Annotated in this window: 18 protein-coding genes and 1 riboswitch; of the genes, 15 read left to right on the forward strand and 3 right to left on the reverse strand. The window is 43.1% G+C overall.

The genetic code is table 11. From position 1 onward, the window contains the following. Positions 1-596 precede the first annotated feature (596 nt). The 3 genes from mbcS to rarD all read left to right on the forward strand — a co-directional run bounded on the left by mbcS (position 597) and on the right by rarD (position 4,945). The gene (gene mbcS, locus AC3WLU_RS15120; protein WP_492597502.1) at positions 597-2,180 is read left to right on the forward strand and encodes an acyl-CoA synthetase MbcS; all 1,584 of its coding nucleotides are present in this window, start codon (positions 597-599) and stop codon (positions 2,178-2,180) included. 153 nt (positions 2,181-2,333) lie between these two features. Further along, entirely contained in the window at positions 2,334-3,935 is a 1,602-nt protein-coding gene (locus tag AC3WLU_RS15125) for an amidohydrolase (RefSeq protein ID WP_492597503.1), read from the forward strand. Between the two features lie 80 nt (positions 3,936-4,015). Beyond that, positions 4,016-4,945 carry an EamA family transporter RarD gene (gene rarD / locus AC3WLU_RS15130; protein WP_048677941.1) on the forward strand — a complete coding sequence of 310 codons (930 nt, stop codon included), beginning with the start codon at positions 4,016-4,018 and terminating at the stop codon, positions 4,943-4,945. Between the two features lie 92 nt (positions 4,946-5,037). On the opposite strand, the gene AC3WLU_RS15135 is transcribed toward rarD, so the two are convergent. After that, positions 5,038-5,865: a TGL-type protein-glutamine gamma-glutamyltransferase gene (locus tag AC3WLU_RS15135; protein ID WP_221408427.1), complete on the reverse strand. Its 828-nt coding sequence runs from the start codon at positions 5,863-5,865 to the stop codon at positions 5,038-5,040. A 312-nt stretch (positions 5,866-6,177) separates the two neighbouring features. Beyond that, positions 6,178-6,287, forward strand: a riboswitch (TPP riboswitch). 133 nt (positions 6,288-6,420) lie between these two features. Between AC3WLU_RS15135 and AC3WLU_RS15140 the strand changes: the two genes are divergently transcribed. From AC3WLU_RS15140 to AC3WLU_RS15160, 5 genes are read left to right on the forward strand one after another with little or no spacing between them, the layout of a single operon-like run. Beyond that, entirely contained in the window at positions 6,421-7,416 is a 996-nt protein-coding gene (locus tag AC3WLU_RS15140) for an ABC transporter substrate-binding protein (protein ID WP_063575481.1), read from the forward strand. Positions 7,417-7,427: 11 nt separating this feature from the next. Continuing rightward, the gene (locus tag AC3WLU_RS15145) at positions 7,428-7,712 is read left to right on the forward strand and encodes a thiamine-binding protein (protein WP_034309193.1); all 285 of its coding nucleotides are present in this window, start codon (positions 7,428-7,430) and stop codon (positions 7,710-7,712) included. Then, complete coding sequence (locus AC3WLU_RS15150; protein ID WP_187049868.1) at positions 7,709-8,491, forward strand: ABC transporter permease; 783 nt, start codon at positions 7,709-7,711, stop codon at positions 8,489-8,491. Before AC3WLU_RS15145 ends, AC3WLU_RS15150 begins: the two co-directional genes overlap by 4 nt. Next, the gene (locus AC3WLU_RS15155) at positions 8,481-9,218 is read left to right on the forward strand and encodes an ABC transporter ATP-binding protein (RefSeq protein WP_057277072.1); all 738 of its coding nucleotides are present in this window, start codon (positions 8,481-8,483) and stop codon (positions 9,216-9,218) included. Before AC3WLU_RS15150 ends, AC3WLU_RS15155 begins: the two co-directional genes overlap by 11 nt. A gap of 18 nt (positions 9,219-9,236) precedes the next feature. After that, complete coding sequence (locus AC3WLU_RS15160) at positions 9,237-10,007, forward strand: TatD family hydrolase (RefSeq protein WP_413003490.1); 771 nt, start codon at positions 9,237-9,239, stop codon at positions 10,005-10,007. 262 nt (positions 10,008-10,269) lie between these two features. Here the strand turns inward: AC3WLU_RS15160 and AC3WLU_RS15165 are convergent, their stop codons facing one another. Beyond that, positions 10,270-11,070, reverse strand: coding sequence for an NAD kinase (locus AC3WLU_RS15165; protein WP_063575483.1), 801 nt, complete (start codon positions 11,068-11,070; stop codon positions 10,270-10,272). Between the two features lie 205 nt (positions 11,071-11,275). Here AC3WLU_RS15165 and sppA point away from each other — a divergent pair, with 205 nt between their 5' ends. The 5 genes from sppA (at position 11,276) to tpx (ending at position 14,820) form a co-directional block, all read left to right on the forward strand. Further along, on the forward strand, positions 11,276-12,277 hold the full coding sequence (gene sppA / locus AC3WLU_RS15170) for a signal peptide peptidase SppA (RefSeq protein ID WP_063575484.1): 1,002 nt from the start codon (positions 11,276-11,278) through the stop codon (positions 12,275-12,277). 12 nt (positions 12,278-12,289) lie between these two features. Beyond that, positions 12,290-12,829, forward strand: coding sequence for an RDD family protein (locus AC3WLU_RS15175; protein ID WP_082854555.1), 540 nt, complete (start codon positions 12,290-12,292; stop codon positions 12,827-12,829). A gap of 100 nt (positions 12,830-12,929) precedes the next feature. After that, positions 12,930-13,622 carry a DUF2953 domain-containing protein gene (locus AC3WLU_RS15180; protein ID WP_057276718.1) on the forward strand — a complete coding sequence of 231 codons (693 nt, stop codon included), beginning with the start codon at positions 12,930-12,932 and terminating at the stop codon, positions 13,620-13,622. 16 nt (positions 13,623-13,638) lie between these two features. Further along, positions 13,639-14,139 (forward strand): GerW family sporulation protein, encoded by a 501-nt coding sequence (gene ytfJ, locus AC3WLU_RS15185; RefSeq protein WP_057276717.1) that lies wholly within the window; start codon positions 13,639-13,641, stop codon positions 14,137-14,139. Positions 14,140-14,319: 180 nt separating this feature from the next. Next, on the forward strand, positions 14,320-14,820 hold the full coding sequence (gene tpx / locus AC3WLU_RS15190) for a thiol peroxidase (RefSeq protein ID WP_034309176.1): 501 nt from the start codon (positions 14,320-14,322) through the stop codon (positions 14,818-14,820). Positions 14,821-15,007: 187 nt separating this feature from the next. On the opposite strand, the gene AC3WLU_RS15195 is transcribed toward tpx, so the two are convergent. Beyond that, positions 15,008-15,319, reverse strand: a complete 312-nt coding sequence (locus AC3WLU_RS15195) for a hypothetical protein (RefSeq protein WP_063575487.1) — start codon at positions 15,317-15,319, stop codon at positions 15,008-15,010. Positions 15,320-16,199: 880 nt separating this feature from the next. Between AC3WLU_RS15195 and AC3WLU_RS15200 the strand changes: the two genes are divergently transcribed. Both AC3WLU_RS15200 and AC3WLU_RS15205 read left to right on the forward strand, forming a co-directional pair. Beyond that, complete coding sequence (locus AC3WLU_RS15200; protein ID WP_034309170.1) at positions 16,200-17,186, forward strand: class I SAM-dependent methyltransferase; 987 nt, start codon at positions 16,200-16,202, stop codon at positions 17,184-17,186. Between the two features lie 176 nt (positions 17,187-17,362). Then, on the forward strand, positions 17,363-18,568 hold the full coding sequence (locus AC3WLU_RS15205) for an acetate kinase (protein WP_377331027.1): 1,206 nt from the start codon (positions 17,363-17,365) through the stop codon (positions 18,566-18,568). Positions 18,569-18,714: the final 146 nt, after the last annotated feature.

Here is an 18,714-nt window from a genome sequence, read left to right on the forward strand (position 1 = left end):
AACTGGAATGTTTTATTGAAAAAACTGAAGGCTGGTCTCATCCCGAATATGTTTAAGACTAGTTAATCCTTTAAGTTTTTTTCAGTATTCCTTAAAGGGGTGAAGAGATGTGCGACACTCCTGCCGAATAACTGGCTAGCCAAGACCCCGCAGGCGCTTGCGCCAAGGAGGCTTGGCAGACATTGGCGAGAGGGAACAGGTTTCTGAAATAATCTGAAATGTTTTTTTGAAAAAACTGCAGGCTGCTCACATCCCGAATATGTTTAAGACTAGTTTATCTTTTAAGTTTTTTTCAGTAATCCTTATTGGAATGAAGAGATGCGACACTCCTGCCGAATAACTGGGTAGCCAAGACTCCACAGGCGCATGCTTTGATAGCTTGGCAGACAGTCGGAGAGGAATCGGGTTTCGAAAATCAGCGGAATTTTTAAAAAGAAAAACTGAAGGCAAACTCACTTTAGGAATTGTCTACTGGCTTAAGGGCGCGGATTCCTATACCCGCTCTCTTTTTTAATTTGTAAAAATAAATAGAAATTTTAGAGAAGTATCTTGTATAATGAGTAGGTACTAAGAGTTCATAATTGGAGGGGAAGAATATGAAGCGTGAAGACTTATTGGCTCCGGAACATTACAACTTAGTGAGTGAAATGGAACGTTATGCAAAAGATCCAGGTAAAGTTGCCGTACTTTGGGAGAACGAAACCGGAGATAAAAAACAACTTACATATGAGAATTTATTAAAAAGTGCAAATAAAATTGGAAATGCCTTCAAGAAAAAAGGACTGGGTAAAGGTGATACGGTCCTCATCATAATTCCCCGTTTGGTGGAAGCTTATCAAGTGTATTTAGCAGCATTGAAAATTGGCATGATTGTCATCCCTTGTTCTGAAATGCTTCGTGCGAAGGACTTGCAGTACCGAGTCAACCATGGTGATGTCAAAGGAATCATCAGTTATCATGAATATACTGACGAATTGAATGAAATAGAAGGAGCGGAAAGCCTCCTGAAGTTTTCAATCGGAAAACGAATCGAAAATTGGCTGGATTTGAATGAGCTCGCCGATGAGGAATCCGATCAGCTGACCATGGCTGACACGAAGAGTGAGGATATGGCATTCTTATCGTATACTTCCGGAACGACAGGAAATCCAAAAGGGGTCGTCCATACACATGGCTGGGCTTATGCCCATTTGAAAACGTCCGCTGCAAACTGGCTAGGAATCAGCGAAACGGATGTCGTTTGGGCAACTTCAGGCCCAGGGTGGCAAAAGTGGATCTGGAGTCCTTTCCTGGCGGTTCTGGGAACAGGAGCGACAGGCCTTGCCTATCATGGAAAGTTCGAGGCGAAAAAATATCTTCAGCTGCTTCAGGACTACAAAGTGAATGCATTATGCTGTACACCAACCGAGTATCGATTGATTGCAAAGGTGGATAACCTTGATGATTATGATTTATCCCATCTTCATAGTGCCGTATCAGCGGGAGAGCCTTTAAATCAAAAAGTGTTCGAGGTCTTTAAGAACCATTTCCAGATTGAAGTGCGTGATGGGTATGGACAGACCGAAAATACCTTGTTGGTTGGTGTAACGAAAGGCATGGAAATTAAATTGGGCTCCATGGGCAAACCGACTCCGGGCAACCATGTGGAAATCATCGATGACTCCGGTAAACCTTGTTCGCCTGGCGTAGTGGGTGATATTGCCGTACATGTCGATACACCTGCTCTTTTTAAAGAATATTTTAAAGATCCCGAGCGGACATCGCAGCAATTCCGCGGGGACTATTATATCACCGGCGATCAAGCGAAAAAGGATGAGGATGGTTATTTCTGGTTTGAGGGTCGTTCTGATGATATCATCATCAGTTCGGGATATACGATCGGACCGTTTGAAGTGGAAGATGCACTCGTTAAGCACCCATATGTTAAAGAGTGTGCCGTAATAGCAAGTCCTGATGAAATAAGGGGAAATGTGGTCAAGGCGTATGTCGTCTTGATGGATGATATCGATCCGAACAGCCAGGACTTGATCAAGACGCTTCAATCGCACGTGAAAGAATTGACTGCTCCATATAAATATCCAAGGAAAATCGAATTTTTAGAAGAGCTTCCCAAAACGACATCAGGTAAAATCAAACGGGTGGATTTACGGAAAAGGGAAGAAGCACTCCTTAACAATTGATTGAAATGCATGAACGTCAGCCTTCAAGGCTGGCGTTTTTTTATTGACAGGGACTTGGGTAAAAGCATAAATATGGGAATTCGTGTTATGAGATGGTACACTTACTGCATATCTGCACAGTAACAATCATTTAATAAGGAGTGTAAAGCCGGAATGGGAACGTTATGGTTCAATGGGTCAATTTATACGATGGTTAAAGAAAATGATCAAGTGGAGGCAGTCTTCACTGATAAGGGGTTAATTGTTGATACCGGCAGCCTGGACCATTTGAAAAATGAACATGCCGGCAATATTTCCAGGGAAATCGACTTAAAAGGACAAACGATGCTGCCGGGATTAGTGGATAGTCACCTTCATTTGGTCGGACATGGTGAAAGACTGCTTCGTCTAGACCTCTCTTTGATGGATAGCAGGGAGTCGATCATGAAATCCTTGAAGGAAAAGTGCTTAAAGACCCCGGCCGGAAAGTGGATCGTTGCCGAAGGGTGGAATGAAAATGAATGGCCGAGGCCTGAATTGATATTACGGGATGAGCTTGACGCGATATCGGCAGATCATCCCATCGTATTGAAAAGGGTCTGCCGTCATGCCTTGGTGGTCAATTCCCGGGCCCTTTTGGAAGCGGATATTAAAGAAGATATAAAAGAACCTTCAGGCGGGGTGATCTGCCGTTATCCTGACGGACGTTTAAATGGATTATTTAAAGAAAGCCAGGCGCAGAACCTTATTTTAGACAGCCTTCCCGGCATTGATCAAGAGTATATCGAAAACGCGCTCACAGAGGCCATAGAAGACGCATATAAGCTAGGTTTGACTGGCGGTCATACCGAGGACCTCCATTACTACAATGGCTTCATGCCGACATATCAGGCGTTTAAATCGGTAATCGAGGACCGGGAAATGGCCTTTCGCGCCAACTTGCTCGTCCATCACGAAGCGTTAGAAGAAATGCTGGCAGCAGGCGGCGGCTATCAGAAAGGTACTCGATATATCAAATTCGACAGCATGAAGATCTTTACCGACGGCTCCTTAGGCGGACGCACAGCCCTGTTGAGCGAACCTTATGTAGATCAAAAGAATACGAATGGAGTCGCGATATTCACTGAAAACGAGCTTCAGGAATGGGTGAAAAAAGCAAGGGCTGCCGGAATGCCGATTGCTGTCCATGCGATTGGCGATCTCGCTTTTGAATACGTATTGAATGCAATTGAAGCCCTCCCCCCGAAAAAGGGACAGAGGGACCGGCTCATCCATGCACAGATTGTACGGCCGGAGCTTTTGGAGCGGGCGGCAAAGCTGCCGGTAATCTTTGATATTCAACCGGGGTTCGTTCCGTCCGATTTTCCGTGGGTGGAAGAAAAGGTATCAGCCAATCTATTGGAATCCTCCTATGCCTGGAGAACCTATTTGAACATGGGCATCATTTGTGCGGGAGGGTCGGATGCACCCATTGAACCATTAAATCCGATTTTGGGCATTCATGCCGCTGTCACAAGGATGAAAATCAACAGTGAGGACCGTACCGTATATGGTTTGTCTGAAAGGCTTTCCGTTTTCGAGGCTTTCGCATTGTATACCAAAGGGAGTGCTGCAGCAATCGGCGAGGAAAAACGCCGCGGTGTGATCAATAAAGGGTACGATGCCGATTTTACCGTGTTTAATCTGGATGTCTTTGCTGTTGCACCGGATGATCTCCTGAAAGCTGAGGCGGTCATGACGGTCATCGATGACAAAATCATGTATGATAAAAATTAACAGTTGCAAAAAAAGAAATGGAAATACAAAATTGTTAGATGGAATTAGATAAAGGAATGTAAATGGAAAGAAGGCTTGTTATGAAAGTGGATCAACAAAAAGAAGGGGCGATTTATGCAGCCCTTTCTTACATGATGTGGGGAGTTGTGCCGGTTTACTGGAAGTTCCTTCAGGGAGTCGGTGCAATAGAAATTTTAGCTCAGAGGGTATTATGGTCTTTCGTGTTCATGCTGGTTTTATTGATGTTCATGAAAAAATGGCAGGCGTTTCTAGATTATGTCAAAAACATAATGGGCAATCCGAAACTCTTTACGGCATTACTAACGGCGTCACTGCTTGTTACAGCCAATTGGGGAGTGTTCATATGGGCCGTTAACTCAGGACGGATCCTCGACACGAGCCTTGGATATTATATCAATCCGCTCGTCAGTGTACTATTGGGAGTGATAGTCTTAAAAGAAAAATTGAGCGGGGCCCAAATCATTTCATTCCTGCTTGCAGGAATCGGAGTCTTGATCCTTGGCATTCATTTCGGCACGATCCCGTGGATCTCTCTTGTTTTGGCCATGACCTTTGGATTATACGGTCTGGCAAAAAAAATGATCAAGGCCGAATCGGCAATCGGGCTGACGCTCGAAACGATGATGGTAACGCCTCTGGCCCTAGGTTACCTGATTTACTTGATGAACAGGTCGGAAATGCAATTCTTTACAGACGGGAGCACAAGCTTGCTGTTGGTGGGCGGCGGGATTGCCACGGCATTGCCTCTTTTATATTTTGCAAAAGGGGCCGAGAAGATCCCGTTATCGATGCTAGGCATTTTTCAGTATATCGCTCCGACCTTATCTTTATTGATCGGGGTATTCGTCTATCATGAAAGTTTCACCAAAGCACATCTTTTAGCCTTTTTGTTCATATGGTCAGCCTTGGCTGTTTATACACTATCCATAACGAAATGGGGGCAGGCAAGTGCCCGCAGGTTCAAAGGCAAAGGGAATATTGGTGCTTGAATAGAAAAAATGCTTGGGGAATTTTCTGCCCAAGCATTTTTTTATGTCGATATTCAATAAAACGGATTTATGGCATAGGCGAAATGCCAGGGTCATGAAAGGTATATCTTCGAACCTATTTCAGAAACAATACAATTGGAAAGGCTGGCAGGACTGTTATCGGGCTTGGCACGGGGGTTATTTAGTTGGAATTGTCTATAGAAGGAACTATCCAGGGAAATGATATGCGTTGTCAGAAATGCTGATATGGTGGCGAATGGCTTTCTATTGCTATTTAATTCATCGATGATTCCCTGTGCAGTGGTAATCCCGATCCCGTGGCCATAAAAGAGGTTATTCCCTAATAATATGGCATTTTCACCTTGCCATTCAGGGGTTGCCAAGTCGTGATCAGGGTTTTTGAAGTAAACGCAATCACCTGGTAAATAATCCCTTCCTTGATGAATAATGAGAGCCATATTCTGTGGAGGGCGAAAGTCATATAAAAATAGGTCTGAAAAAAGATGGTCGAAATTCCTAGGGCCGATCAAATCCAAAATCGCCTTTAAAAAAGTGACGACCATTGCTGTACCGCATTCGAAGGCATAAAGCCCTCCATTCATGAAAATGTCAACGAGCGCAGCATGAGGGAGAATCCCTGGCTGAAGGGTAAAGGTGCCATCCTTTGAAAGGTGCCAATAACGTTGATTGGATTGAGACTCCTCAAGTGTGGAAAAATCCGGACCGCTTTTATCCAACGCAATAGCTGCCTCTATGACTCGGTTCCTCAGCTGTATCTCGAAATTAAAATCCCCAAAGTTCCGGTATTCAAAAACGTTAGAATCTTCCGCCAAGCATTGAAGAGTTTCAAGCGATTTGGCAGAGGCTGTACCTGGTTGGATTTGACTGACATCTAACCATTTGTGATTAATCTTTATCATGACATATCCACCTTTTGCTTATGAAATTAAGGGTTTAATAAAACAAGTAAACAAAAATGTCTACATGTAATGCTCATTATATGAATGCTTGAAAAGAAATGACTATTTGGAACGTGTCCGCCGCCGTTGCAGCCAAGAGATATTGGAATGGAAAGAGGCAGAATTATTTTCCTTTCAATGATTTTCGTTCCAAAAGATATTTGCAAGATATCCTGAAGTGCCAGGAATACCTTTCCAATTAGAGAGAAGAAGCAAATTAGTATTCCTTTTTCCCCATGAATTGATATAATGAGAGAGAAAAGTTCATATGTGCGAGAAATGTAGGGGGGCCAGTACTGCTGGCTGAGATTGCATCCATTAGATGCTGACTCTTTGAACCTGATCTGGGTGATGCCAGCGGAGGGAACATATTATGACTGATTTTCTGTTTTGTATGTTAACGTCCGAATTCATCTTCGGGCGTTTTTTGCTTTTTTATCCAGTATTTGAATAGCCCTGGAGCCCTTTTATGGTTCCGGCATATGAATCTTATAAGATGTGTAGGAGGATAATGACTTGAATAAATTCTTACCACTGTTAACTTCGTTCTTCCTTTTAGCTGGATGCGGAGCAGGCGGAACTAATGAAAAAGAAGAAGCATCTAAAAATGAAAAATTAAAGAAGGTATCGGTCGTGCTCGATTGGACACCGAATACAAACCATACAGGATTGTATGTAGCCAAGGAAAAAGGTTATTTTAAAGAACAAGGTCTTGATGTGGAAATTATCATGCCAGGTGAAGCTGGAGCTGATAAGCTTGTCGCTTCAGGGAAATCTGAATTTGGCGTGAGCTATCAAGAGGGCATAACGCAGGCCCGCGTACAGGGTGTGCCGATTGTTTCGGTAGCTGCCGTCATCCAGCATAATACTTCGGGATTCGCTTCCCCTGAGGCTAAGGACATTACGACTCCCAAGGATTTTGAAGGGAAAACGTATGGTGGCTGGGGATCTCCGGTTGAAAAGGCCATTATTGATTCACTCATGAAAAAGGAAAATGCGGATGTAAATAAAGTGGACATAGTCAATACAGGAGACATGGATTTTTTCACTTCGGTTAAAAGGGATATAGATTTTGCCTGGATTTATTATGGTTGGACAGGCATTGAGGCTGAGTTGCGAAATGAAAAGCTTAATATGGTGTACTTAACCGAATACTCTGATAAGCTTGATTACTATACGCCTGTTTTGACTACAAATGAAAAGATGATAAAAGAAGATCCCGAGACTGTTAAAGCATTCGTCCATGCAGCTTCGAAAGGGTACCAGTTTGCGATTAAGAATCCTGATGATGCAGCAGATATGTTAATTGAGTCTGCACCGGATCTTGATCCAAAACTAGTGAAGAAAAGCCAGGAGTGGCTTGCAGCCAAGTATCAGGATGATGCTCCGCGATGGGGTGAACAAAAGCTTGAAATTTGGAAGAATTACAGTGAGTGGATGACTGAAAATAAGCTTCTTGAAGGTGATTTCGATCCTGAAAAGGCATTTACCAATGAATTTTTACCAAAATAGGAGGAAATACAATGGCCAATTCATTAATTAGTATACAAATTATTCCTAAAGGGGAAAATGTCATCCCTATGGTCGATGAAGCAATCAAGATCATTGAAGAATCAGGTGTCAAGTATGAGGTTCACCCGCTTGAAACGACAATGGAGGGGGAGCTTTCCGAGCTTTTTGCCGTGATAGAAAAAATGAATGTAAGAATGATTGAAATAGGATCGCCGAATGTCATTTCCCAAGTGAAAATATTATATCAGCCTAGCGGGATTACGATGGATACGTTAACGGAGAAATATCGGGCATGATCGGAAGGGGAATTTGGAAGAAGGGGGCTCCCTTCTTTCTTTTATTATTGTTGCTGATAGTATGGGAGTCAGTGACAGTCTTATTGAAAGTTGAAGAATGGCTGCTTCCCGCTCCATCGGCCATTTTCATTGAAGGAATTGAGTCGTCCCGCAATCTTTACGGACACCTTATATCCACAACCGAGCTTGCGTTGTCAGGTTTTTTTATTGGAAGCTGCATCGGCTTATTGATCGCGGCAATCCTGCACCTATTTCCAGGTGTGAAGGAAGCGGTTTATCCTCTGCTCATACTATCACAAAATATACCTATCATTGTTTTGGCGCCGCTTTTGGTGATCTGGTTTGGCTTTGGCATGCTGCCTAAGTTAATCGTGATTTCACTTGTATGTTTTTTTCCGGTTGCGGTCGCATCATTGGACGGTTTTCGCCAGACACCATACGAGCTTAAGCATTATTTCAAGATGATGGGAGCGGGGAAAAACCAGTTATTTTGGAAGCTGGAACTTCCTCACTCGATCCCGTTCATTTTCTCCGGCCTGAAAATTTCGGCTACCTATAGTGTAATGGGTGCGGTTATTTCGGAATGGCTTGGGGCAAAATCGGGGATTGGTGTTTATATGACTCTCGCTTCTTCAGCGTTCAGGACAGATCGGGTGTTTGTAGCCATTTTCATCATTATGGGAATGAGCCTGATTTTTTTTGGAATCATCACTTTCCTGGAGAAATACTTGGTTTCTTGGAAGAGAAAGGAGGGCGAAAAGGGTGAAGCTGGAAATTAAAGACGTCTCCTATTCTTTCGATGGTAAGCAGAATATATTGGAGAATATGAATTTCCAAGTGAATGATGGGGAATTCGTTACGATCCTTGGGCCATCGGGAAGCGGTAAAAGTACATTGTTCCACTTGATCGGCGGGATTTTGAAGCCTGATCATGGCATCATTTCATTGGATGGTAAAAAGATAAATGGCTTAAAGGGACATATCAGCTATATGCCTCAGCAGCCTTCCCTTTTACCTTGGAGAACGGTATTGGAAAATGTTTTGCTTGGAAGTGAACTTGCTGGGACCAGAGATAAAGAAAAGGCAAAAAACCTTTTGATGAAAGCTGGTTTAGAAGAATACGATAAAGCATATCCCCATGAATTATCTGGAGGCATGAAGCAAAGGGCGGCATTCATTCGGAGTATCTTAAGTCCACAGGACTTGATGTGCCTGGACGAACCCTTTTCTGCCTTGGATGAACTGACTAGATTGCAAATGCAACAATGGCTGTTGTCTGTTTGGGAAGAAAATCGGAGGTCGGTGCTTTTTGTCACTCACAGCATAGATGAAGCGGTTTTCCTATCAGATAGAATTTATGTGTTATCAGCAAAACCGGCTGCTGTCATCAAAGAAGTGAAAGTTCCATTTTCAAGGCCAAGAAGAGAAGAACAGCTTCTTAGTGATGAATTTATTCATTTGAAGAGAGAATTATATGCAGCACTCAAGCCAACTTTCACTACTTAAGTAAGGAGGCGATATCATTTGAGAATCATCGACAGCCATATCCATTTGGATAAGTATGATATTGTTAAGCGGAAGCAGATCCTGAAAGACATGGAAAAGGTTCAGTTGGAATCCTTGCTCACTGTTTCAATGAATTTGGCTTCTTCGATTAACAATTATCAGCTTTCACTTAAAGATTCACGAATTAAGCCTGCCTTTGGTTTTCATCCAGAGCAGCCCCTCCCGAGTGATGAAGAAGTGTATGAATTATTGAGCTGGATGCGGGAACATCGTCACGATATGGTTGCCATAGGCGAGGTTGGGCTGCCCTATTACTTAAGGCAGGAAAACCCCAATATTGATAACACAGCATATATAGTGATACTGGAGAGGTTCCTGACCTTAGCTAAAGAGATTGAAAAGCCGGTTATCCTTCATGCCGTTCATGACGATGCACCTATCGTTTGCGACCTTTTGGATAAGCATCAAATTACAAGGGCACACTTTCATTGGTTTAAAGGCGATATCCGGACAGTTGAAAGAATGGCCGAAAAGGGCTACCGCATTTCGATTACACCTGATGTTTGTTATGAGAGGGAAATACAGGAATTAGTTTCGGCCTATCCACTTAAGCTGATGATGATAGAAACGGATGGACCATGGCCGTTTGAAGGGGTTTTCAATGGGGAATGGACCAATCCCGGCATGATGCATGAAAGTGTGCGTCAAATTGCTTCGATTAAAGGATTGCCGATTGAGGATGTTTATGAAGCCCTTTATCAAAATACGAAAGATTTTTATCATATATAAAGGTACCGGTTATCATATCCGGTACCTTTTTTCGTTTGGCTCTTTTCGTAAAGATTGTTGTTTTTAAAACGAAACTATTTAAGGTTGATTGGAGCGGAAGTGCGAGACTCCTGCGGGAGCAGCGGGACAGGTGAGACCCCACAGGCGTTTACGCCGAGGAGGCTCACCGCCCGCACCAAGGAAAGCGAGCCTCTGGAGGGGAAATCAACCACAACTCACTACCTGGTAAATAGCAACAAATTATGTGAAAACAGCCTTTCGTTTAAAGAAAGGTCCTTTTAACCTTTTCCCAAAAGGAATTGTCTTTTAGCTTAACGGTCTTGATGACCTTACCGCTTAACCGGACCTTTACCTTTTCGACATGATTGATGCTTAACGCTTCATTGTCCATTCCGACGATCGGATAGCTTGGTCCGTTTTGTTCAAGGTGGACGGTCAACGTCTTAGCACCGCTTAAGATGAATGAGGAGCCTAGGGTCCGATAGGTATTATTATTGACGGAAGCAAGCTCGCTCACTTGGAAGCAAGGGAGAAGGGGATCGACAACGGCCCCATTGACCGATTTATTATAGGCGGTGCTTCCGGTCGGAGTCGCAATGATGATCCCGTCCCCGCGAAAAGTTTCAAAATGGAGTTGATCAATGAAAATATCCATGATGAACGTTTTGGTGATCGAAGAGCGGATACTGAGTTCATTAAGGGCATAGAAGGAGGGCTGATCGTCCAATTGGATAGAGATGGTTGGATATTTACGCACCTCGATTTGCTCCCTTGTCATGGCTTCAATCATTTTATCACTGTCTTCCAAGTGGAAATCGCAATACATATTCAAGTTACCTGTCGTGGAAATGCCCGCATATAAACAGTCATCCCTGAACCCGGTTTTACGGGCTGCCTGCAGGAATGTGCCGTCATCACCGATGCTTACGATGATGTTCGCTTTTGTGAAATCCTGGATGACTTCATACGAATGTTGCTTCGCCAAGTCTGATAAGTATTCAACCTTGCTGAGCATCTCTTCATTCGGTGCATGGAAAAAATAAATATTCCTTCGAGTATCCATCGTATCCCCCCTAGTATGTATGGTGATGAAAGGGCTTTCTAAACCCTGTTTACAATAAATGAAATTTGTGCAAAATGGACCAATGCATTTCCAATTTGAGGATTATTTGCTACAATTTTATATGTCTTAGTTTATCATGGAATGAAACATTTTTGGTATTAGTTCGTATGGTAAGAAGGATACATATATTTAAGGGGGAAAACAGATGAATGGAAAGCGTTGGGCTGCACTTGGAATCGCAGCCGTTTTATTTTTTGTATCTATTGCTGTAGGGGCGGCCACTACTCTATTTACAGCGGATACGGAGAATATCATTGATGAATTATTTGCTTCCGAAAGTGCATTTTACGAGGAAGTCATAGAAGGCGATGATTACACTAATGTTATTGCCGTATTTGATGTAGAGGGCACGATTCAAGATACAGGAGAAGCCTCATTACTTAGTTCAGCAACATATAATCACCGTGCCTTCATGGATAAGCTGAAGATGGCAGAGGAAAATGATGATATCAAAGGGATTATCCTTCGAGTGAATTCTCCAGGCGGCGGTGTTGTCGAAAGTGCAGAGATTCATGAAAAGATCCTTGATATCAAGAAAGTGAAAAAACCTGTTTATGTATCAATGGGGTCTATGGCTGCTTCAGGCGGATATTATATTTCTGCACCAGCCGACAAGATTTATGCCAGCCCAGAAACGATGACGGGTTCACTTGGAGTCATCATGCATGGGTATAATTACGAGAAGCTGGCCAAGAAGTATGGTGTCGAGTTCGAAACCATCAAAAGCGGACCACACAAAGATATTATGAGTCCAACCCGGGAAATGACTGGGGAAGAACGTGAAATACTGCAGAATATGATTAATAATTCTTATGATCAATTTGTAAAAGTCATTGCTGACGGACGCGGAATGACAGAGAAAGAAGTAAGGGAAATTGCCGATGGACGCATTTATGATGGGCGTCAGGCTAAAGAAAACCATCTAATCGATGATTTCGGCCATTTGGATGATGTAATTGCCGCAATGAAAACGGATATCGGTAAAAAGGATGCTCAAGTTATCCGTTATACAGATGAGGCAGGTTTCGGTTCATTATTCAGTATGGGTGCGCAAAAAATGTTGGGAAATGATGTGGAAACGGCAGTCTTGACAAAAATCCTTTCCTCTTCAAATTCTCCACGCTTAATGTATTTGTATGCGGAATAGGGGGGCTGAAGGATGACGGAAAGAAATGAAAACAATGAACAAATCGCTTCATCCAATCTAATGGCAGATCAAGAGGTTCCCGTTCAGCAGGAATTTACATCAGCCAAAAAGGCTGTGGGTGATGATGAAGTCAAAAAAGTGCATTTTGCTGGTTTTTGGATGAGGTTTTGGGCCTATTTGGCCGATCTATTGGTTATCGGAAGCTTGAACCGGATTTTGATTCATCCCATCTTTAAATTTTATGAAGGAACTGATGACCTCTGGTTCTCCGCAGAGGGCTTCTTAACGGGGATCGTATTTTTCTTATACTTTGTATTGATGACCAAATTCTTGAATCAAACCCTTGGCAAGATGATTTTTGGACTGAAAGTGGTTGCCTTGAAGGAAGAGAAAAAAACCATTTCATGGAGCACGATATTGTTCAGGGAGCTGATTGGCCGCTATATATCAAAAGTAACCTGGATTGGCTATCTCTTGGCAGGCCTATTACCGAAGAAACAGGCTTTGCATGATGTCTTTGCAGACACGGGCGTTGTGTTGATCAGAAGATGATTTCTTTCATTCATAAATCTGTAAGAGCGTGATTTTCGCTTTTGCAGGTTTATTTTTTTTTGTATATGCCGATAATGATAGGCTGAAGGGGTGTAGGTGCATGAAGTGGCTTTTGATGATTATGGGTATCCTCATTTTGGTGCTGCTTATTGTTATTTTTACTAAAGTAAGAGTGTCCATCGACTACAAGCGTGTCCAAGCGAATGACCTAATACATATTAAATTATCAGCTTGGTATGGGCTTTTTCACTATACATTCAAGGTTCCGGTCATAAAAATGGAAGATGACTCGGGAACTGCAGTAGTAAAGAAAGAGCAAGAAATGAACGGAAAAACAAATAAGGTAGAAATGAAAAAAATCACAGCCGAAGATTTGCGGGACGGATTCGCAGACATTCTGGAAACTCTTCAGCATATAATCGGATTCCATAAGATCGTCCGTAAATTCGCTGGGAAAATCCAAGTCAAAAAATTCATCTGGCATAGTAAGGTCGGTACTAAAAACGCTGCACACACCGGTGTTTTAACTGGTGCATGCTGGGCACTTAAAGGTTCAATCATCGGTTTGCTGACAACCTATTTCAACTTTCGGATCATGCCCTCCTATTCCATTACACCCGACTTTCAGAGATGGCAGGCAAATACTTCGATTTCCTGCATATTACAATTCAGAATCGGGCAGGCTATGGTGACTGGAATAAAACTGCTTCGTTATTGGAAAGGCGGAAAGCCGCACTTCAAGTCGAGTAAATTAGCGAAGCTATCAGGTGATTCCAATAAACAATCGTTCTAGAGTGGAGGGAATTTAAATGTCAGATCATCCGATTCAAGGTTTAATGAAAGAAGCGATGGAAAATCTTAAAGAAATGGTCGATGTGAACACGATCATTGGGGATCCGGTAGAAACTCCGGATGGAAGTGTCATTTTAACTGTATCCAAAGTGGGGTTTGGTTTTGCAGCCGGTGGCAGCGAATTTGTGATGGATGGAAACCATCAAGGACAGCAAGGCGGTTCCAAGCAGCCTTTTGGCGGCGGTAGCGGCGGTGGGGTCTCCATAACACCAATTGCCTTTTTGATTGTCGGTTCCCATGGAGTGAAAATGATTCATCTCGATGAAGGGACGCACCTTCTAGAAAAAATGATGGATTTAGCTCCTCAAGTCGTCGATAAGATTCAGTCCATGCTATCCAAGAAAGACAATTATCAAAAGCAAGGCAATAATCAAAACCAAGGAAATAATCAATACCAAGGCGGCAGTCAACCAGCTGTAAACAGGTACCAAGAACCTAAACAGGATATAGACTTCTAATTGCGACTCGGCATCCGCCGAGTTTTTCTTTTTGCTGCATTCTTCCTTTGCACCGAAAAAAGCTCGGTTGGCGAACTTGTGCATGCATCATTCACATTTCCTGATTCAATTAATTGCAAAATTCCGGCAAAACAAATATTATTATGCTTGTACATATAGCAGAAAAGGGAGGAATTATTAATGGCTTCAGTTACATTTAAGAACAACCCGATCACTTTAGTGGGACAAGAACTAAAAGTTGGGGACAAAGCACCTGATTTTACAGTATTGGCTAATGACTTATCACCGGTTACTTTAAGCGACTCCAAGGGTTCTGTCCGCATTATCAGCGTTGTTCCATCCGTGGATACAGGCGTATGTGATGCACAGACACGTAAATTCAACGAAGAAGCGGCAAAATTGGATAATGTGAAAGTACTGACGATCAGTAACGACCTTCCTTTCGCGCAAAAACGCTGGTGTGCTGCCAGCGGCTTGGACAATGTTCAAGTTCTTTCCGATCACCGTGACCTTTCATTCGGTGAAGCATATGGTGTCGTCATGCAAGAACTTCGTCTATTGGCTCGCTCTGTATTCGTTGTGAACAGCTCTGATGAAATCACATATGTAGAATATGTGAGTGAAGGTACGAACCATCCAAATTACGAAGGTGCAATCGAAGCGGCGAAAGCGGCAAAATAAGATGCGAATTTAAGAAACCGGGCACAATGTGCCCGGTTTTTTGTTATAATGTTGATTTTCTTGTTGATAAACACCTTGTCGTTGAAGTGGACAGGTCCTTTTTAGGATTTAATGTTCATTGGAAAGTTGTGTCGATCGATACATTTCATTTCAATTGAAGGGTATCATTTATTATATCTGGATTCAGTTAAGGCTCGAAAGTCGGACCATTTTGTGGTAAAACAACCTTGCCAGACCATTCCTGACCATTAGGTGTTCCAACTCTTATGTCAATTTCATTAGGCCACGATGGCATTTGTCTTGGTCCTGGGAAAAACCCCGATTGTTGCCCTGCTCGAAAACCTTCTCGATATCCTTGTCGATACCCTTGACGAAATCCTTGACGAAAACCTTGTTGAAACCCCTGCTGTTGCCTGTTAAATTCATCTGTTGACTGAATATCATGTTGCTGATTTATCGGATTAACCTGCCCATGATAGTTTTGATATTGATTATCCATATATAATCACCACCTCATGCATGGTATTCTGTTTGGGCCTTCATTGAGCCTATCCAAGTAATAAAAAATTACAGGGCAACAAAACAACCCGTTTTAGACAAAAGGTTTTCTATCTGAATTTCAAAACAAAGTTGATTGGAACGTAAGGTACGAGATTCCTGCTGGGAAAAGCGTGTCCAGGGGAGACCCCGCAGGCGCAAGCCGAGGAGGCTCCCCGGAACGCCCACGGAAAGCGAGTGCCTGGAACGGAAATCAAGTCCCCGAATAACATTTCATGGTTCGGTTTGTGACCAGTCCTAGCCACTTTTTTAGACAAAAGATTTCTATCTAAATTTCAAAACAAAGTTGCTTGGAACGTAAGGAACGAGACTCCTGCGGGAAAAGCGTGTCTAGGGTAGACCCCGCAGGCGCAAGCCGAGGAGGCTTCCCGACCGCCCGCGGAAAGCGAGTGCCTGGAACGGAAATCAAGTCCCCCAATAACATTTCATGGTTCGGGTTGTGACAATCCAAGCCACTTTATTAGACAAAAGGTTTTCTATCTGAATTTCAAAACAAAGTTGAATGGAACGTAAGGTACGAGACTCCTGCGGGAAAAGCGTGTCTAGGGAGACCCCGCAGGCGCAAGCCGAGGAGGCTCCCCGACCGCCCGCGGAAAGCGAGTGCCTGAAGTGGAAATCAACGTCGTATTTAAATTACCTTTTACTTACTCATCGTTAAAATTTTGAAAAGGGAGTGGCCGCGGGAGATTCCTTATAGGCGGAATTTCAAAACGGAAAACGGTACGTTAAATAATCGAAGAATGATGAGCAGGACGTACGGCTTGTATCTCTTTCTTCTTACCTTTAAAATAGGGACAGAAGCAAACAGGAGGAATTAATAAGTGAAGTCTACCCCAGTTGAACAATTATTTTATGAATTTGATGAAACAGCTCAAATATTGCAAAGTGAACTATCATGTACGTATCTGGACGCCTTGGGCGAAACGGGCGAGAATTTCTTCCAAGGGAAAGTCCTGCAGGATGAAATCAGTGAAGTATCGAAGAAAAGGTTAGCGAAGCATTATGCAGATTTTTCACCAGAGAAATATGAGAAGGAAGCAATCCGTAAAGCGTATCAGCTTGCCATTTTAAAAGGCATGCAGCAGAGCGTTCAGCCGAATCATCATATGACTCCTGATGCAGTCGGCATGTTCGTCAGCTATTTAGTCGGTAAATTCACCAAGGACCAAAAAGAGATAGTCATGCTCGATCCAGCCATTGGGACGGGGAACTTACTATTTGCGATCATGAATCAGCTTACTGATAAGAACATCGCTTCATATGGTGTCGAGATTGATGAAACCTTGATCAGGCTTGCTTATGCTGGTGCCAACCTGCAAGAACATCCACTGGAATTTTTCAATCAGGACAGCTTGGAGCCACTTTTCATCGATCCTTCAGATGTTGTGGTCAGTGATTTGCCGATTGGTTATTACCCGAATGATGTGCGTGCAGCTGAATATGAATTGAAGGCCGACAAGGGACATTCGTATGCACATCATTTGTTTATTGAACAAGGTGTTAAACACGCGAAGGATGGCGGACACCTATTCTTCATTGTCCCGAATAACCTGTTCGTCTCGGAGGAAGCTCCGAAACTCAATGATTTCCTGAAGAAGCATACACATATCCAAGGGATGGTGCAACTGCCGCTTTCCATGTTCAAGAATGAATCGGCTGCCAAAAGCATCTTGATCCTTCAAAAGAAAAAAGAGGGGATCGAAGCTCCGAAGAAGGCATTGCTTGTACAACTTCCGAAGTTGTCGGATTTCGAAGCGACAAGGTCTGTCATGCAACAGATGGATGATTGGTTTAAAGAGGAAAAATAATCAATGAAAGCTGATGCCTCAGGCATTGGCTTTCATTTTTTTTTGAAGGAATGATTATTGCAATTCTTCGTTATCATTTGGTTGTAATCGCATGCCATGATAAGATTGTACTATACACAGCACGTTTCATTGAGATGAATATGGAGGAACTAACTTAGAGTAAAGGAGCAGGAGCGATGTCAAAAGTCATGGCTATTAATGCGGGCAGCTCTTCATTGAAGTTTCAGCTTTTTGAGATGCCTAGTGAAAAAGTAATTACAAAAGGTATTGTAGAAAGAATCGGCTTGAAAAATTCCGCATTCACTTTAAGCGTCGAAGGCGAAAATGTTTCTGAAACGGTGGATATACCCAATCATGAAGTGGCTGTAGGGCTTTTATTGAAAAAGCTTATTGACCATCGCATCATTGACTCCTTTGAAGAGATAGATGGCGTAGGGCATCGGGTGGTGCATGGCGGCGAGGTATTCAGTGACTCGGTCTTGATCACGGAGGATGTAATAGAGGAAATCGAAAAGCTTTCCGAGTTGGCGCCCCTTCATAATCCAGCCAATATCACCGGAATCCAAGCCTTCAGGCGAATACTTGATGATGTGCCAGCGGTTGCGGTATTCGATACGGCCTTCCATCAAACGATGGCAGCAGGTTCCTATTTGTACAGCTTACCTCTTGAATATTATGAAAAGTACGGAATTAGGAAGTATGGGTTTCATGGTACTTCACATAAATATGTATCGCAGCGTGCTGCCGAAATGATTGGCCGCCCAATTGAACAGCTTCGATTGATATCCTGCCATTTAGGGAATGGTGCAAGCATTACGGCCATAAAGGGAGGCAAATCGATTGATACATCAATGGGGTTTACTCCCTTGGCCGGTGTTACCATGGGAACGCGGTCAGGGAACATCGACCCTGCACTGATTCCTTATATCATGGAGAAGACGGGAAAAACTGCAGATGAAGTGCTGGATGTCCTGAATAAGGAAAGCGGCATGCTAGCCCTTTCCGGATTTTCCAGCGACCTGCGCGATATTCAAGTTGAAGCGGATAAAGGAAATGAGCGGGCTGAACTCGCACTTAAAGTATTTGCAGATCGGATTCATAAGTACATTGGCTCCTATTCAGCTAAAATGGGAGGTGTGGACGGCATCATTTTTACAGCGGGCATCGGTGAAAACAGTCAAAAGATTAGAGGGCGTATCTTGGAGGGACTTGAATTCATGGGGGTATATTGGGATAAGGATCTCAATCATACCAAGGGCAAGGAAGCGTTCATCAATACACCTTATTCACCTGTCAAAGTCATGGTCATCCCAACCAATGAAGAAATCATGATTGTCAGGGATACCGTGAAAATAGCTTTGAAAGAAACCTGGAAAGCATGACTTCCTGTTTTTTTTATAATGATCTCCTTATCTCTTTGGTAAGGGGGTCTTTCCAGTGAATGAAGTCTATCAATTTTCACCAGCGGAATTCGACTTCTCATTGATATTATGTACTGGCAACCCATATCCTTGAACGCCGGATCGCC

It is taken from the genome of Peribacillus sp. FW305-BF15, from assembly GCF_058783805.1.

Bases quoted from the DNA above. Each gene is read 5' to 3' on its own strand.
- mbcS (WP_492597502.1), top strand. From the start codon at position 597: ATGAAGCGTGAAGACTTATTGGCTCCGGAACATTACAACTTAGTGAGT.
- AC3WLU_RS15125 (WP_492597503.1), top strand. From the start codon at position 2,334: ATGGGAACGTTATGGTTCAATGGGTCAATTTATACGATGGTTAAAGAA.
- rarD (WP_048677941.1), top strand. From the start codon at position 4,016: ATGAAAGTGGATCAACAAAAAGAAGGGGCGATTTATGCAGCCCTTTCT.
- AC3WLU_RS15135 (WP_221408427.1), bottom strand. From the start codon at position 5,865: ATGATAAAGATTAATCACAAATGGTTAGATGTCAGTCAAATCCAACCA.
- AC3WLU_RS15145 (WP_034309193.1), top strand. From the start codon at position 7,428: ATGGCCAATTCATTAATTAGTATACAAATTATTCCTAAAGGGGAAAAT.
- AC3WLU_RS15150 (WP_187049868.1), top strand. From the start codon at position 7,709: ATGATCGGAAGGGGAATTTGGAAGAAGGGGGCTCCCTTCTTTCTTTTA.
- AC3WLU_RS15165 (WP_063575483.1), bottom strand. From the start codon at position 11,070: ATGGATACTCGAAGGAATATTTATTTTTTCCATGCACCGAATGAAGAG.
- sppA (WP_063575484.1), top strand. From the start codon at position 11,276: ATGAATGGAAAGCGTTGGGCTGCACTTGGAATCGCAGCCGTTTTATTT.
- AC3WLU_RS15175 (WP_082854555.1), top strand. From the start codon at position 12,290: ATGACGGAAAGAAATGAAAACAATGAACAAATCGCTTCATCCAATCTA.
- AC3WLU_RS15180 (WP_057276718.1), top strand. From the start codon at position 12,930: ATGAAGTGGCTTTTGATGATTATGGGTATCCTCATTTTGGTGCTGCTT.
- ytfJ (WP_057276717.1), top strand. From the start codon at position 13,639: ATGTCAGATCATCCGATTCAAGGTTTAATGAAAGAAGCGATGGAAAAT.
- tpx (WP_034309176.1), top strand. From the start codon at position 14,320: ATGGCTTCAGTTACATTTAAGAACAACCCGATCACTTTAGTGGGACAA.
- AC3WLU_RS15195 (WP_063575487.1), bottom strand. From the start codon at position 15,319: ATGGATAATCAATATCAAAACTATCATGGGCAGGTTAATCCGATAAAT.
- AC3WLU_RS15205 (WP_377331027.1), top strand. From the start codon at position 17,363: ATGTCAAAAGTCATGGCTATTAATGCGGGCAGCTCTTCATTGAAGTTT.